Below are 13,516 nucleotides of genomic sequence, written 5' to 3'. Positions count from 1 at the left end.
TGGTTCAAATCATTGAGGCTTCCGACTGGCCCTTCCAGGCGGTTGCCCAGCGTTCGAACCAGACGAGCAGGTAGTTGACGACGAGGCCGATGACGGTGAGCGTCAGGATGCCGGCATACATGTCGGCCGTTTCCATCATCAGTTGCGAGTTCTGGATGAGAAAGCCGAGACCGGATTTGGCGGCCAGCATCTCGGCGCCGATCACCGCGAACAGCGAGGATTTCACGCCGAGCCGCGCGCCGGCGACGATCGAGGGAATGCTGGCCGGCAGGATGATTTTCCTGAACATGTCGAAGTCGGACGTGCCCATCGAGCGCGCCGCCTTGATCAGCAGCGGATCGACCGACTTGACGCCGCTGATCGTGTTGACGAGGAGGAAGAACACCGAGGAGTAGAAGGTGATCGCCACCTTCGATTCCTCGCCGATACCGAGCAGAAGGATGAACACCGGCAGCAGCGCGAACTGCGATGTGTTGCGCAGCGTCTGCACCAGCAGATCGGAGACCTTCTCGAACAGCGAATAGCGCCCCATCAGCAGGCCGAGCGGGATGGCAACGACCACGCCCAGCGCGAAACCAATGGCCGCGCGTTGCAGGCTGATACCGATATGCTCGACCAGCACGCCCGAGGCGAGCAGATCCCACCACGCGACCAGCACCTCACTCAGCGGCGGGAAGAAGATGCGGTTCAGCCAGCCGAGCCGTGGCGCGATCTCCCAGGTGAGAAAGAACAGGCCAAGCAGCGGCAGGCCGTAGATGAACGTGCCGAAGCCGGCTCCTCTCCTGCGCCTGACGGCCGGGGTAGCGCTGCGGGCCTTGATTGCCGGGACCCTGGCGGCGGCCACCGCTTCACCGGCTCCGGCAAACGGATGAAAGCCGCCGGCAGGGCCGAACTTTTCGGTCAGATAGGCCATGCCAAAACTCCTTAGTGGCTGAACGCCGGCGACAGCGTCCAATCCTTCTGTGCCTTGTTGACTTCGTCGCGCAGCACGTCCCAGACGCGGGCACGGTGATCGTTGAAGGCCGCGCTTGCGCGGATATCGCCGTCGCGCGGCCGCGGCAGGTCGATCTCGATGATCTCCTTCACCGTGCCCGGGCGTGCTGTCATGACGACGACCCGATCGGCCAGGAAAATCGCCTCGTCTATCGAATGGGTGACGAAGATCACGGTGGTCTTGATCTTGCCCCAGATCCTGAGCAGCTCGCCTTGCAATATCTCGCGCGTCTGCTGATCGAGGGCGGCGAACGGCTCGTCCATCAACAGCACTTCCGGATTGCTGGCGAGTGCCCGGGCGATCGCCACGCGCTGCTGCATGCCGCCGGAAAGCTGGTTGGGGAAGCGGTCCTCGAAACCGGCAAGGCCGAACAGCGACAGAAGATGGCGGGCCGTGGCGGTGCGCTCTGATTTGGGCACGCCGCGCACTTCCAGCGCATATTCGATATTGGCCAGCGCCGTGCGCCACGGAAACAGCGCATATTGCTGGAACACATAGCCGGTCTTCGGGTCCGGCCTGGTGATCCGCCTGCCATCGAGCTGGACACCGCCACTGGTCGCCGACGTAAGCCCGCCGATGATATCGAGCAGCACCGATTTGCCCGACCCGCTCGGCCCGACCAGCGTGATGAACTCGCCCTTGCGGATGGCGAGATCGACGCCGTCGAGCACGGTGACGCGGTCGGTCGCCTCGCCGTCGACGGTGATGGATTGTCCCGGCTTGAGCTGAAAAGTCTTCTTGATGTCGCTGACGACGATGCGATCCATGTCTGTCTCCGATCGTTTCACTGCGCCACGCGGATGCGGTGCGTCGGGTCGAGCTGCGAGCCGCCGGCCTTGCCGCGCTTCCAACCGAGCGCACGGGCATAGCCGCCGAACAAATGACGTGCCTCGACCTCCGCCTCGCTGATGCCGGTCGGACCTTCGGCGACCTCGGCCACGTAGAGCGCATCGGTCGGGCAGTAGATTTCGCAGAGAAAGCAGGTCTGGCAGTCTTCCTGCCGCGCGACCACCGGCACGCCGCCCGTCGCGTCGAAGACATTGGCCGGGCAGACCTTGACGCAGATGTCGCATTCGACGCACCGCGTGGCCGAGACGATCTCGATCATGACGCCAGCTCCGCCAACCGTTCGGGCGCCCCAGCGATACGGAAATCATCAACGCCGGTGATCACCAGCCGGTGCGCGAAGGCGGGGTTCTTGCCCGGCAGATCGGTGCGGCGATGCATGCCGCGGCTCTCGTTGCGATAACGTGCGGCAGCGATCGACCAGCGCCCGGCGGCAGCAATCGACGCGGCTTCGCGCGTGCGGATCCGCTCCAGTCCCTCGCCTTGCAGGTGATCGCGCACGTCGCGCCACAGCGTCTCAAGCCGCTCGCCGCTCTTTTCCAGGCCGGTGTCGCTGCGGAAGAAATTCTTGTCGAGCGGTGTGACCTCATTGCGCACGGCTTCTATCACCTCGCCTGCGGAAACATCGGCACGCGGCGAAGCCGCCGGCCGCAGACCGGCCTGGCCGAGCGGCAGCACCTCGCTGCGGAACGCCTTGCCGCCGCGGCGCCTGGCGTGGGTCGAGGCACCCTTGCCCGCCCACCAGCCGCTGGCCAGCGCCCAAGACGAGTTGACGGCGCCGCCGCCCGACACCGCACCGGTCATGATCTCGCGGCTGGCCGCATCGCCGGCGACATAAAGGCCGGGCACGCCGGTGGCGCAGTCGTCGGAGACGATGTCGATGCCGCCGGTGCCGCGCACCGTGCCTTCGGCGCGCAGCGTGATGCGGAACAGATCGTTGAAGGGGTCGATGCCGGCGCGGTCATAGGGCACGAAGCAATTCGGCTGTCCCTGGCGCAGCCAGCCTTGCAGCGCCGGCTCGGCCTGGTCGAGCCGCGCATAGAGCGGCCCCTCGATCAGCGCACGCGCCACTTCTTCCTCGCGGTCGCCGATGCCATTGCGCAGCGGCTCGCCAGTCGGTCCGAGGATGGGCGAACCGTCCTCGCGGTGGAACGAGGCCCAGCGGAACGGCAGGCCCTTGTTCAGCGACGAGCCATGCGGCGCCAGCGTGTACTTGCCGGTGAATTCCATGCCCGAAAGGCTGGCGCCGGCTTCCGCCGCCATCAGATAGCCGTCACCGGTCAGCCCGGTCGAGCCGAGGATGCGTTCGCGGAAGGCGCAGCCGCCGGTTGCCAGCACGACCGCCCTGGCATCGACGCGCCAGTCGCGCTCGACCTGGCGGCCGACCCCGGCCGCACCGACGATCGCATCGCCGTCGGACAGGAGTTCGAGCGCCGGATGATGATCGAGCACGGTGACGCCGGCCAGAAGCACCCGGCGGCGCATGAAGCGCATATAGTCCGGCCCGCGCAGATTGGCGATGTAGAGCCGCCCGTCATCCTCGCTCGGAAACGGATAGCCCCACTCAGAAAGTTGCAGCAGGTTGCGGTAGGCGGTGTCGACGCAGCGCAGCATCCAGCGCTGGTCGGCAAGCTCGCCGGTGCGCTGCCAGCGCCGCTCGACCACCGCATGCCTGTTGTCGCCCGGCGGCACGCACCAGGTGCCGGTGTTCGACGGCGCCGTGGCGCCGCTGGTGCCGAGATAACCCTTGTCGGCCAACACCACGGTCGCACCGTTCTCAGCCGCGGCGACCGCCGCCCAGGCAGCCGAAGGACCACCACCCAGCACCAGCACATCGGCTGCGAGGTGCAGCCTTTCGGGAGCGGATCGGACGGCTCTGGCAGTCTTCGGCATGATCACTCGCGGAAAGGGAATTGGTGGCCGGCCGAGGGGCGGCAGGTTGGGCTTTCAGGCCGCCCTAGAGAACCAGACCGGCTCGTTGCCGGCGCTCCACTTGATGTTGCAGCCGATCGACGGCACCTGGTCGGCGGCAAGCGCTTCGCCCTTCAGCACCGTGTCGACGGCGGTACGCAGATCAGCACCCGTCACCGGCCTGCCATTGCCCGGCCGCGCATCGTCGAACTGGCCGTGATAGGCCAGCCGACGGTCGGCGCCGAACAGGAAGAAATCGGGTGTGCAAGCCGCGCCATAGGCTTTCGCCGTCTGCTGCGAAGCGTCCTTGAGATAGGGGAAGGCATAGCCGAATTTTTCGACCTCCTCGCCGATGTGGGCTAGCGTCTCCTCGGGATGCGCCTCATGGTCGTTGGCGTTGATCGCCACCACTTGCAGGCCCTTGCCGGCATAGTCGTTGGCGAACGCCGCGAGAGCCTCGCGGATCAGCACGACGAACGGGCAGCGGTTGGAGATGAAGGCAACGAGCAGCGCCGGCTTGGCGTCGAAATCGGCGAGCCGATGCAGCGCGCCGTTGGCATCCGGCAGCAGGAAATCGGCGGCACTGGTGCCGAGATCGATAGGATTGGAGTTGGTTTTCGGCATCGATGCTCTCCCTTTGGGCGTCTGGCATTGCGGCATTCTCACCTTGTTAGGCTTGGTCGCGAATGCCACGGCGTCTAAATTCATCTTAGTCTATGAATTTAGTAGAATTATAGGCTGGAGAGGCCGTTCGCGGTCAAGCGGGCGGACTAGAATATCGTGCCAATGTTTGTGCCGGCCCGGCAACTTTGTTCGGCCGGCAAGCGCCTCTGAGAAAACAGTGCGCTGGCCGAGAGGTGGCAGTGAATCAGAGGTCCGGCTGGATTAAGCGGCCATGTGGAGACTCAGATCAGGCCGGCATCAATCAAATTATCGGCGTTCCTCAATCCGCGTCCGCCACCTCCGGATACAGCGCCTGCGCCAGGTCGCGGATCGCGTCGGCGGTGCGCGGGCCGAAGCCGATCATATAGGCGCCGTCCAATACGATCAGCGCCTTCTTCTCCGCCGCCGGGGTCGCGCTCAGCGCGCGCGTGCCGAACACCTGCTCGGCGGTCGGCCCGCCCTTGCCGTCGCTCATCATCAGGATGACATCGGGCGCCATTTCGATCAGCTTCTCCTCCGACGCCGGCTTGTAGCCCTTCACGACAGCCATCGGATTGATGCCGCCGGCATAACGGATGATCGCATCGGCCGCCGTGCCGGCGCCAGCCGCGCTGAGCCGCACGAGGCCGTGAAAGAACACCACCTTCTTGCGGCGCTCGGCCGGTATTTTTGCGGTGAGATCGGCGGCTGCCCGGAAGGCATCGAGCACGCGCCTTGAAACCTCCCTGCCCTTGTCCTCAAGGCGAAGCGCTGCGGCGATCAGGGTAATCTTGCGCTCGATGCCTTGTGGACTGTTGTCTTCCGGCACGAAGACGACGGGGATCGCCAGCGACTTCAGCACCTCGACGGCCTCCGGCGGCCCGCTGTCTTCGGCCGCCAGGATCAGATCGGGACGAAGCCCGACCAGACCCTCAACCGAGAGCTGCCGCCGGTAGCCGACATTGGGCTTTTGCGCGACGGAAGCGGGATATTTGCTGCCGCGATCGACCGCAATGATCCGCTCGCCGGCGCCCAGCGCATCGACGATCTCGGTAACGTCGGAACCGAGCGTCAGGATCCTGGTTGCCGGACCGGTCGCGACTGTCCGCCCTGATGCATCGACGACCGTCTCGGCGGCCAGCGCCTTGAACCCACAAGACGGCGCAAGACCAGAAAACGCCAACAGCAGCACCGCCATACTGCCCGGCCGAAACCAGCGCATTTGCCCGCACCCGCTATCACTGCCGACCATGCCATTTCGCTCCTGTGGTTAAGAATCCTGGAAGATGGTCGTGGCCTATAAAATTAAAGTTGACTAATGTCATCATGTTTCAATAAGTAGCGCTGCCCGACCCGCCGGTCGAGGCTTCTCCATCATGCCAGCCAGGGCCGACGGCCGCCGCCAGCAATCTTGCTTTTCCGGGGGCGGCATCGCTATGAGACTGACAAGCAACAAGACCTTGATGGCGAGCACCGCGCTCGCCTTCGCACTCGGCCTGTGTGCCGCGCCGCCCGCCGCCGCGCAGGAGGAGCAGAAGCAAGGCGCCGCCGCCAAGGCCGACCGTCCGCCCAAGCCCTCCCAGGCCGAAGCGAACGAGCCGACCGTGCTCGATCTGATCACCATCTCGGCGACGATGATCAAGACGGCCGTCATCGACTCGATGGCTGCCATCAGTGCCGTCGATCAGGAAGAGCTCGAGCGCATCCAGCCCGACACCGCCGCCGACATCTTTCGCACCACCCCCGGCGTTGCCGCCTCGATGAACGGCGACGATCCGGCGACCGCCATAAACATTCGCGGACTGCAGCAGTATGGCCGCGTGGTGGTGACGCTCGACGGCGCCCGCCAGGACTACTGGCGCGTCGGCCACGGCTCGGGCTCGTTCTATGTCGAGCCCGAATTGATCAAGGATGCGACAGTCATTCGCGGCCCGGTCTCGAATGCCTATGGCTCGGGCGGCATCGGCGGCGTCGTCTCCTTCGAAACCAAGGATGCCGGCGATTTCCTAAAGCAGGAGGAACGCTGGGCGCTGAGCGAGAAGCTCGGTTATGAGAGCAATGGCGACGGCTTCACCACCAGCACCACCGGTGCCTACCGCTTCAGCGACGACGCCGACATGATCGGCAATCTCATCTATCGCGACCGCGACAGCTACACCGACGGCAATGGCGACACTGTGCCGTGGACCGGCGAGCGCATCACCAGTGGCTATATGAAGGCAACGCTGCGGCCGGCCGACGGTCACGAGCTGAAGCTTGGCGCCATCCTGCAGCGCTACAGCGACCAGATCACCGGATCGAGCGGCTCGACCTCGCCGACGCTCAGCCGTTACGACACCGACACAACCAATCAGACCTACACGGCCGCCTACACCTGGAAGCCGGACGACAACGAGCTGATCGACTTCAGTGCCAATGCCTACCACAACCGCACGCGCGCCGAGCAGACACAGGTCTGGCCGACTTCCGCGATCGGCAACTTCCGCTACTATGACGTCGCCACGACGGGCTTCAACGTGAAGAACTCCTCGCGTTTCGACGCCTGGAAGATGGCCCACACGCTCACCTACGGGGTCGACTACTACTATCTGGAAGCATCATCGGAGGCCGCGCATTTCGGCGCCGGCGAACAACAGGGCTATGGCGGCTTCCTGCAATGGCAGGGCGACTATGATAACTGGCTGCAGCTCATCGCCGCCATGCGCTATGACGGCTACCAGCTCGACGGTGAGACAAAGACCGTGCCGCCGGAGGAAGCCTCGATGTCGGGCGACCGCTGGTCGCCGCGCCTCACCGTAGGCGTCACGCCGCTCGAAGGCTTCCAGCTCTACGGCACCTATTCCGAAGGCTACCGGGCACCGGGCCTGCAGGACGTCTATCGCGGCGGCGGTGCGCACGGCTCTGGCGACACCTACGTGCCCAATTTGCTTCTTCAGCCCGAAACGGCGAGGAACTGGGAAGCCGGCGTCAATTTGAAATATGACGACATACTGGCCGCTGGCGACCTGTTTCGTGCCAAGGTCAACGTCTTCCACACCGATGTCGAGGATTACATCGAAGTCGACCTGCGCCCCGACGTAACGCGCACGGCGATCAATATCGGCGACGCGCGGCTGAAAGGCATCGAGGCTGAGGCGGTCTATGACTATGGCTGGGGTTTCGTGAACCTTGCCGGCGCCCTCATCGACGCCAAGGTCGTCAGCGGCGTTTACTCCGGCCAGGCGCTGAGCAACACGCCGCTCGACCGCTTCTCGGCAACACTCGGCTTCAGGATGCTCGAAGACCAGCTCACCGTCGGCGCGCAATATCTCAGCGTCGGCAAGATCACGCGCACCAACCGCACCCGGCCGAACGAGCCGACAGTCGTCGATGACGGCTTCGATCTGGTCAACGTCTTTGCCAACTGGCGGATCAACGACCACGCCAAGCTCGATTTCGCTGTCGATAACGTCTTTGACACCGCCTACACCGACCCGCAAAGCGCATGGTCGACGTCGGCGGCGACGGAACAGGGCAAGGGCCGCACTTTCAAGGTGGCGCTGACCGGCAGGATCGGAGGTTGAGAGTGAGCGAAGCATCGGCAAGCGGACTGGTCTGCGAAGCGCGTTTGAACCTACGCAACCTGCCGCTTTACATCGACCGCATCGCCGAAAGGCTGCAGAGCTTCAATGCCGATGCCTCGCAAGAGGGGCAGCGCCTCGACTTTCGCTTCGCCTTCGGCGGCGCTTCCTTCGACATGGAGCGACTGGTGATGCGGGCCAATGCAGCCGACCGCGACGGCCTGGCCCGGCTCAAGGACCTTTTGGCCACCGCGGTCGAGGTCTATGCCAAGGATGAGAATCCCGAGATCGTCTGGACCGGCGATCTCGCCGGGGAAACCCGCCTCGCCCAGTTCCGCGAGATGGTCGTCACCCAAGTTGGCGACCTCACCCCGCATATGCGTCGCATCCGCTTTGCGGGCGAGGATCTGGAACGTTTCGCGAAATTCGGCGGCATGCATATCCGCATGCTGTTCCCGACCAGGGAGGTGCCGGATCCGCTCTGGCCCATGCTCGGCGGCAATGGTCTGCCGGTCTGGCCTTCGGACGACAGGCGCCCGGTGGCGCGCGTTTACACGATCCGTGCGCTCGACGTGGCCAAAGACGTCATCGATGTCGACTTCCTGGTCCATCCGGGCGAAAGCGTCGGTGCCGCATGGGCCATGCAAGCGGCACCCGGCATGAAGGTCGGCATCATGGGGCCGGTAGGCCGTCCGGTGCGGCCAGCATCATGGTATGTGCTGGGTGCCGACGAAACCGGCCTGCCGGCGCTGGCGCGGCTGTTGGAGACGCTGCCCGCCGAGACCAAGGGCGTGGCTTTCGTTGAGATCGCCGACGATGGCGAGCGACAGGAGATCGACAACGCCACCGGCATTGAGCTGCACTGGCTGACACGGGACGGCGTTGCGGCCGGGCTCAGTGACAGGTTGGCGGATGCTGTCCAGTCGGTTGAATGGCCGCAGACCGGCTCGGCCTTCGGCTGGTTCGCGGCGGAAGCCGCCGCCGCCAAGATCGTTCGTGAACATTGGCGCGGTCAGCTTTCACTCGGCCGCGACCAGACGTTGGCCGCGGCCTATTGGCGCCGCGGTGCCGCCGGATTGATGGCCGGCTAGGTCAGGCTCACTATCGCTTGCCCATCCTCGTCGATGTCGATGGCGATCCGATCGCCGGAGACAATGCCTGAGGTGTCGCAGACGACCAGCGGCATGCTGATTTCGTAGAGGAACTCGGCGACGATGGCGCCGACGGCAAGGATTGGCTCCGGCCGCTCCAGGATGATGCCGGCCGGCGCCGTACCCTTGCGGATCGCCTCGGCAAGTACCGACGAGGTGGACGACGAGCCTCGCCCACTCGCCATGACCAGGATCCGGCCGGCGACATTGCCGCCCAGAGCCGGGTGCGAATGGTCAATGATATCGCCCGTCTCGGCATCGACGCCGCCCCAGAAGCTGAGCGCTTGCGACAGCACCAGCGCTGAGCCTTGCGCCCTGCCGGCAAGCTGGAAAATGCCAGTTCTGTCCAGCGCTCGCCTGTCCTGCTCGCTCATCGCGTGCCCCGTACGACATGGCCGCCCGCGGCCGAGCGGATGCAGTCTTCCATGTCCCCGAACGCCACCGACACGCCGATATTGCCCGGTGCGTAATGCGCCCATTTACCGGAATTGGTCATCACCGCGCCATCGAGGCGCTCAAGGATCGACGTGACATAAGTGCAGGTGTCGGCGACCGGAATCAGGCCGAACGCGCCCATGCCAGCCAGAGCGCCCTCGTCCTGAAGCCGCGTCAGCGTCGCGCGCCCGGTGTTGACATAGATCGGGATGCCCCTGCCCGGCGCCACCTCGCGCAGCATCGGCAGCAGGCGCATCCACTCGTCGTGCGAGAAATGCGGCGTGCCTAACGAGACGGCCGCAAGCGGCGCGCCGTCGGGGACGCTCGACAGCTTGGCCAGCGCATTGTCGATGTCGGCGCGAGAGATCCGGATCGTCTCCTCCGGCGCCAGGCCATGCAGTGCCTCGTCGAGCGTCTGCGCCTCCGGCGTGATGCCGACGGCATGGAACAACGCCACGGCTCCGGTCGTTGCCGCCGCCGCGCCAAGCGCCTTCAACTGATCCTCGTCGCGGGGCTGCGGCAGGCCCGATATGACCGGAATGCGATCGCTGCTCCTTTGCCCGACAAGTAGTCCCACACCCACGAACAGCGCGTCGCTCGGCTCGATACTGCCAGTCAGCTCGAACAGGATCTGGCCGCGTCGATTATCGCTCAGATGCAGTCCCCAGGCCGGCGCGCGCCCGGTCATCGCGCAGCACAAGTCGATGAAATCGCCATAGCGGTTGGTCCGCGCTCCAATTACCGAATTGGCAAAGACGATGGCGTTGGACTCGCCCCAGGCGATCTGCTCGCCAAAAGCGGGCCGGAACCGCGTCTGATAGGGCGCGCAGGTGAAGGTCGCCTGGCAGCCCAGTTCCAGATGCGCCTTCATCAGACGGCGTGCCGGCGCCTCTTGTGACGGCGGCATCTTCACCAGTCGGGGATGGATGAGGTCGAACGAGCCGACATTCAATGTCGTCGGGACCCGAACGTGGCCACCGCCTTCGACCAGCCTCTCGACGAAATCGAGGCTGGCCTGACCGTGATACAGGCAGCCATCGATATGAGCACCGGCAATGTCCAACAGCTCGCGCGCACCGACCGCCTTCGAAAAGGCGACTAGGATCTTCATCGCGGCGGCCACGGCCGGGCCCTGCTCGCCCTGCAGCATCGACTGGTCGCCCGCATTCAGCTCAAGCATCATCAGGTATTTCGCTTTTCCGCATTGTGCCCGACCATGCTCTCACTGATTGCGGTCCGCCTGGCAAGATCAGTTCGCGGCGATCAGCACCGTACTCTCCGGCGACCAGCGCAGCACCACCTCTTGTCCTTCCGCCAACCTTTCAATGCCTGTGTTCTGCACGATGACCTTGAGCGTTTGCCCGTCGCGTTCGACGAAATAGGTGCTGTTGTTGCCGGCGAAGATGCGCTTGGAGATTTGGCCACGGAGCACATTGGCGTTCGGATCAGACGTTCCGGAATCGGTGGCAATGCGGATGCGTTCGGGCCGAACCGCGCAGCTAGCTTTGGCGCCGGCGGCAAGCGTCGCGCCTGCCCCGGCGGCAATCGCGGTGCCATCGACCAAGCGGATACCGGTTCCGGTGCTGTCGCCGCGCAAGATATTGGCATCGCCGAGGAAGGTGGCGGCGAACTCGCTCTTCGGGCTGTCGTAGATCTCCTCCGGCGGCCCCTCCTGCACCAGCCGGCCGTCGCGCAGGATACCGATGCGGTCGCTCATCGTCAGCGCCTCTTCCTGGTCGTGGGTGACGAAGATGGTGGTGATGCCGATCTCGCGCTGGATCCGCTTCAGTTCGATCTGCATGTCGACCCGCAGCGCTTTGTCGAGCGCGCCGAGCGGCTCGTCGAGCAAAAGCACACGCGGCTTGGTGACGATGGCGCGGGCCAGCGCGACCCGCTGGCGCTGGCCGCCGGACAGCTGATGCGGCCGGCGGCCACCGAGCTTGCCGAGTTGCACCAGATCGAGCGCGCGCTGCACCTCGCTGGCGATAATTGCCTTGGCCTCGCCACGCACCGACAGGCCGAAGGCGACATTGTCGGCAACGCTCATATTGGGAAACAGCGCATAGTTCTGGAACACCATGCCGATGCGCCGCTTCTCGACCGGCACCCGCTCGACGCTCTCGCCGCCAATGGCGATGCGGCCGGAGTCGGGAAAATCGAAGCCGGCGATCTGGCGCAAGAGCGTGGTCTTGCCGCTGCCCGACGGCCCGAGCAGCGCATAGAAGCCGCCGTCGGCGAAGTCGATGGAGACGTCATCCAGCGCCTTGTGCGCGCCGAAACTGCGCGACAAATTCGATACCTGCACGCCGGCCATTATTTTTCTCCGCCGAATTTGAAGAACCGTGCCGTGAGCAGCATCAGCGCCATCGAGACGACGATGATGATCGTCGAGACCGCGTTGATCTCGGGCGTGAAACCCTTGCGGATCGCGGCGTAGATTTCGACCGGCAGCGTCGTCTGGCCCGGCGTCGACAGGAAATAGGACACCACGAACTGGTCGAACGACACGGCGAAGGCGAACAGCCCGCCGGCGATGACCCCCGGCATGATCCACGGCAGCGTCACGCGCGAAGTTACCTGCCATTGGTTGGCGCCGAGCGACCGCGCCGCCTCTTCGAGTTCCGGCGCAAACGTCTGCAGCCGGGCCGAGACGACGACGATCACATAGGGCAGCGCCAGCGCCACATGGCCGAGCAGGATTGCAAACAGACCCCGCCCGATACCAACGCCGAAGAAGAAGATCAGCATCGCCGTGCCGGTGATCAGCCACGGAATGGCGATCGGCGGAAACAGCAGCGCTTGCAGGAATTTCTTGCCGCGAAATTCGTAGCGGAAAAGCGCTAGCGACGCCGCCGAGCCGAGCACGACGCAGATGATGGTGGTGATGATCGCGATTTCGAGGCTGTTCCAGGTGGCCGAGATCAACTGATCATTCTGCCACAACGAGGCGTACCACTCTGTCGTCCATTCGAACGGCAGTTGATAGAAGGGCGAGACGTTGAACGACATCAGCGCCATGATGATGATCGGGAGGTAGAGGAAGGCGAGCAGCAGCCAGATGTAGAGCCGGCCGAGCCATTCCAGGATACGGGTCGTTGCCATCACGCAGCCCTCCGCAGCACCGGCGACGCCAATGCCAGGATGACCAGCACGACGGCCAGCAGGATGAAGGAGAGTGCTGCACCCAGCGGCCAGTTGAAGACGGCAACGAACTGGTCCTCGATGACCGTGCCGTAGAAGGTGCCGGTGCGCCCGCCTAGGATACGCGGCTCCATGAACGAGCCGACGACGGGCACGAAGATCAGCGCCGCTCCGGCGACCAGCCCCGGCATGGACAGCGGGATGATCACCCGTCTCAGCATTTGCAGCCGCGAGGCGCCGAGCGAGCGCCCTGCCTCGATCAGCGAGTCATCGATGGCCTGCAGCGTGAGGTAACAGGTCAGCACCATGTAGGGCACGTAGGAGTGCACCAGGCCGATGATGACGGCCGGATAGGAATACATCAGGTCGATGTTGATCTTGAACGGCAGCACGGCGTTGAGCGCGGTGTCGAGAATGCCGCCTTCGCGCAGCACCATCGCCCATGAGAAGATGCGCACCAGCCCGTTCGACCAGAACGGCAGGATGACAAGCAGGAAGATCGCCTCGCGGCTGCGTCCCTTCAGCACCTTGGCCAGCACATAGGCCGCGGGATAGCCGATGAAGACGCACCACAGCGTCACCTCGAGCCCGAGCCGGAGCGAGGCCAGCAGCAGCGTCCAGTAGAGCCCTTGCGAGAAGAAGGTGGTGTAGTTCTCCAGCGTGAACGCCCACGCCTTGCCCGACAGCGGCAGCTCGGTCATGAAGGAAAAGAAGACCATGGCCGACAGCGGCAGGAAAATCGCCACCGTCAGCCAGAGATAGGCAGGCAGGAGCAGGGGCAAAGCCGATCGCAATCCGCTCCTCGAACCGCTCGCGACCTGTCCAGCCATATGCCC

General features: G+C 64.7%; 13 protein-coding genes. 2 read left to right on the top strand and 11 right to left on the bottom strand.

The annotated features are described in order from the left end of the window. Nucleotides 1-4: 4 nt before the first annotated feature. The 6 genes from EJ075_RS22535 to EJ075_RS22510 all read right to left on the bottom strand — a co-directional run bounded on the left by EJ075_RS22535 (nt 5) and on the right by EJ075_RS22510 (nt 5,645). Nucleotides 5-913 (bottom strand): ABC transporter permease, encoded by a 909-nt coding sequence (locus EJ075_RS22535; RefSeq protein ID WP_095482649.1) that lies wholly within the window; start codon nt 911-913, stop codon nt 5-7. Between the two features lie 11 nt (nt 914-924). Continuing rightward, entirely contained in the window at nt 925-1,761 is an 837-nt protein-coding gene (locus EJ075_RS22530; RefSeq protein ID WP_126105795.1) for an ABC transporter ATP-binding protein, read from the bottom strand. Nucleotides 1,762-1,778: 17 nt separating this feature from the next. Beyond that, nucleotides 1,779-2,102 carry a ferredoxin family protein gene (locus EJ075_RS22525; RefSeq protein ID WP_126105794.1) on the bottom strand — a complete coding sequence of 108 codons (324 nt, stop codon included), beginning with the start codon at nt 2,100-2,102 and terminating at the stop codon, nt 1,779-1,781. Further along, on the bottom strand, nt 2,099-3,733 hold the full coding sequence (locus EJ075_RS22520; protein ID WP_126105793.1) for an FAD-binding protein: 1,635 nt from the start codon (nt 3,731-3,733) through the stop codon (nt 2,099-2,101). The genes EJ075_RS22525 and EJ075_RS22520 overlap by 4 nt, the downstream gene beginning before the upstream one ends. 54 nt (nt 3,734-3,787) lie before the next feature. Beyond that, the gene (locus tag EJ075_RS22515; RefSeq protein WP_126105792.1) at nt 3,788-4,375 is read right to left on the bottom strand and encodes a thioredoxin family protein; all 588 of its coding nucleotides are present in this window, start codon (nt 4,373-4,375) and stop codon (nt 3,788-3,790) included. Between the two features lie 319 nt (nt 4,376-4,694). Then, complete coding sequence (locus EJ075_RS22510) at nt 4,695-5,645, bottom strand: ABC transporter substrate-binding protein (RefSeq protein WP_126105791.1); 951 nt, start codon at nt 5,643-5,645, stop codon at nt 4,695-4,697. 184 nt (nt 5,646-5,829) lie between these two features. Here EJ075_RS22510 and EJ075_RS22505 point away from each other — a divergent pair, with 184 nt between their 5' ends. Together EJ075_RS22505 and EJ075_RS22500 are read left to right on the top strand one after the other, a co-directional pair. Further along, a complete protein-coding gene (locus tag EJ075_RS22505; protein WP_126105790.1) occupies nt 5,830-7,956 on the top strand; it encodes a TonB-dependent hemoglobin/transferrin/lactoferrin family receptor in 2,127 nt (708 codons plus the stop codon). A gap of 2 nt (nt 7,957-7,958) precedes the next feature. Then, nucleotides 7,959-9,044 (top strand): siderophore-interacting protein, encoded by a 1,086-nt coding sequence (locus EJ075_RS22500; protein ID WP_126105789.1) that lies wholly within the window; start codon nt 7,959-7,961, stop codon nt 9,042-9,044. On the opposite strand, the gene EJ075_RS22495 is transcribed toward EJ075_RS22500, so the two are convergent. The 5 genes from EJ075_RS22495 to EJ075_RS22475 form a co-directional block, all read right to left on the bottom strand. Next, the gene (locus EJ075_RS22495) at nt 9,041-9,478 is read right to left on the bottom strand and encodes a DUF126 domain-containing protein (protein ID WP_126105788.1); all 438 of its coding nucleotides are present in this window, start codon (nt 9,476-9,478) and stop codon (nt 9,041-9,043) included. The genes EJ075_RS22500 and EJ075_RS22495 overlap by 4 nt on opposite strands. Beyond that, nucleotides 9,475-10,722, bottom strand: a complete 1,248-nt coding sequence (locus EJ075_RS22490) for an aconitase X (RefSeq protein WP_126105787.1) — start codon at nt 10,720-10,722, stop codon at nt 9,475-9,477. The genes EJ075_RS22495 and EJ075_RS22490 overlap by 4 nt, the downstream gene beginning before the upstream one ends. A 66-nt stretch (nt 10,723-10,788) precedes the next feature. Then, nucleotides 10,789-11,853 carry an ABC transporter ATP-binding protein gene (locus EJ075_RS22485; RefSeq protein WP_126105786.1) on the bottom strand — a complete coding sequence of 355 codons (1,065 nt, stop codon included), beginning with the start codon at nt 11,851-11,853 and terminating at the stop codon, nt 10,789-10,791. Then, nucleotides 11,853-12,641 (bottom strand): ABC transporter permease, encoded by a 789-nt coding sequence (locus EJ075_RS22480; protein WP_126105785.1) that lies wholly within the window; start codon nt 12,639-12,641, stop codon nt 11,853-11,855. Before EJ075_RS22480 ends, EJ075_RS22485 begins: the two co-directional genes overlap by 1 nt. Next, entirely contained in the window at nt 12,641-13,510 is an 870-nt protein-coding gene (locus tag EJ075_RS22475; protein ID WP_126105784.1) for an ABC transporter permease, read from the bottom strand. Before EJ075_RS22475 ends, EJ075_RS22480 begins: the two co-directional genes overlap by 1 nt. Nucleotides 13,511-13,516 lie beyond the last annotated feature (6 nt).

The organism is Mesorhizobium sp. M6A.T.Cr.TU.016.01.1.1 (genome assembly GCF_003952585.1).
GTDB classification, from domain to species: Bacteria; Pseudomonadota; Alphaproteobacteria; order Rhizobiales; family Rhizobiaceae; genus Mesorhizobium; species Mesorhizobium mediterraneum.
The sequence above is the reverse complement of the archived record's forward strand: the minus strand, read 5'-3'. Positions and strand labels throughout refer to the sequence as shown.

Coding starts and splice junctions, on each gene's coding strand:
- EJ075_RS22535 (WP_095482649.1), bottom strand. CDS start 913: ATGGCCTATCTGACCGAAAAGTTCGGCCCTGCCGGCGGCTTTCATCCG.
- EJ075_RS22530 (WP_126105795.1), bottom strand. CDS start 1,761: ATGGATCGCATCGTCGTCAGCGACATCAAGAAGACTTTTCAGCTCAAG.
- EJ075_RS22525 (WP_126105794.1), bottom strand. CDS start 2,102: ATGATCGAGATCGTCTCGGCCACGCGGTGCGTCGAATGCGACATCTGC.
- EJ075_RS22520 (WP_126105793.1), bottom strand. CDS start 3,733: ATGCCGAAGACTGCCAGAGCCGTCCGATCCGCTCCCGAAAGGCTGCAC.
- EJ075_RS22515 (WP_126105792.1), bottom strand. CDS start 4,375: ATGCCGAAAACCAACTCCAATCCTATCGATCTCGGCACCAGTGCCGCC.
- EJ075_RS22510 (WP_126105791.1), bottom strand. CDS start 5,645: ATGGTCGGCAGTGATAGCGGGTGCGGGCAAATGCGCTGGTTTCGGCCG.
- EJ075_RS22505 (WP_126105790.1), top strand. CDS start 5,830: ATGAGACTGACAAGCAACAAGACCTTGATGGCGAGCACCGCGCTCGCC.
- EJ075_RS22495 (WP_126105788.1), bottom strand. CDS start 9,478: ATGAGCGAGCAGGACAGGCGAGCGCTGGACAGAACTGGCATTTTCCAG.
- EJ075_RS22490 (WP_126105787.1), bottom strand. CDS start 10,722: ATGATGCTTGAGCTGAATGCGGGCGACCAGTCGATGCTGCAGGGCGAG.
- EJ075_RS22485 (WP_126105786.1), bottom strand. CDS start 11,853: ATGGCCGGCGTGCAGGTATCGAATTTGTCGCGCAGTTTCGGCGCGCAC.
- EJ075_RS22480 (WP_126105785.1), bottom strand. CDS start 12,641: ATGGCAACGACCCGTATCCTGGAATGGCTCGGCCGGCTCTACATCTGG.
- EJ075_RS22475 (WP_126105784.1), bottom strand. CDS start 13,510: ATGGCTGGACAGGTCGCGAGCGGTTCGAGGAGCGGATTGCGATCGGCT.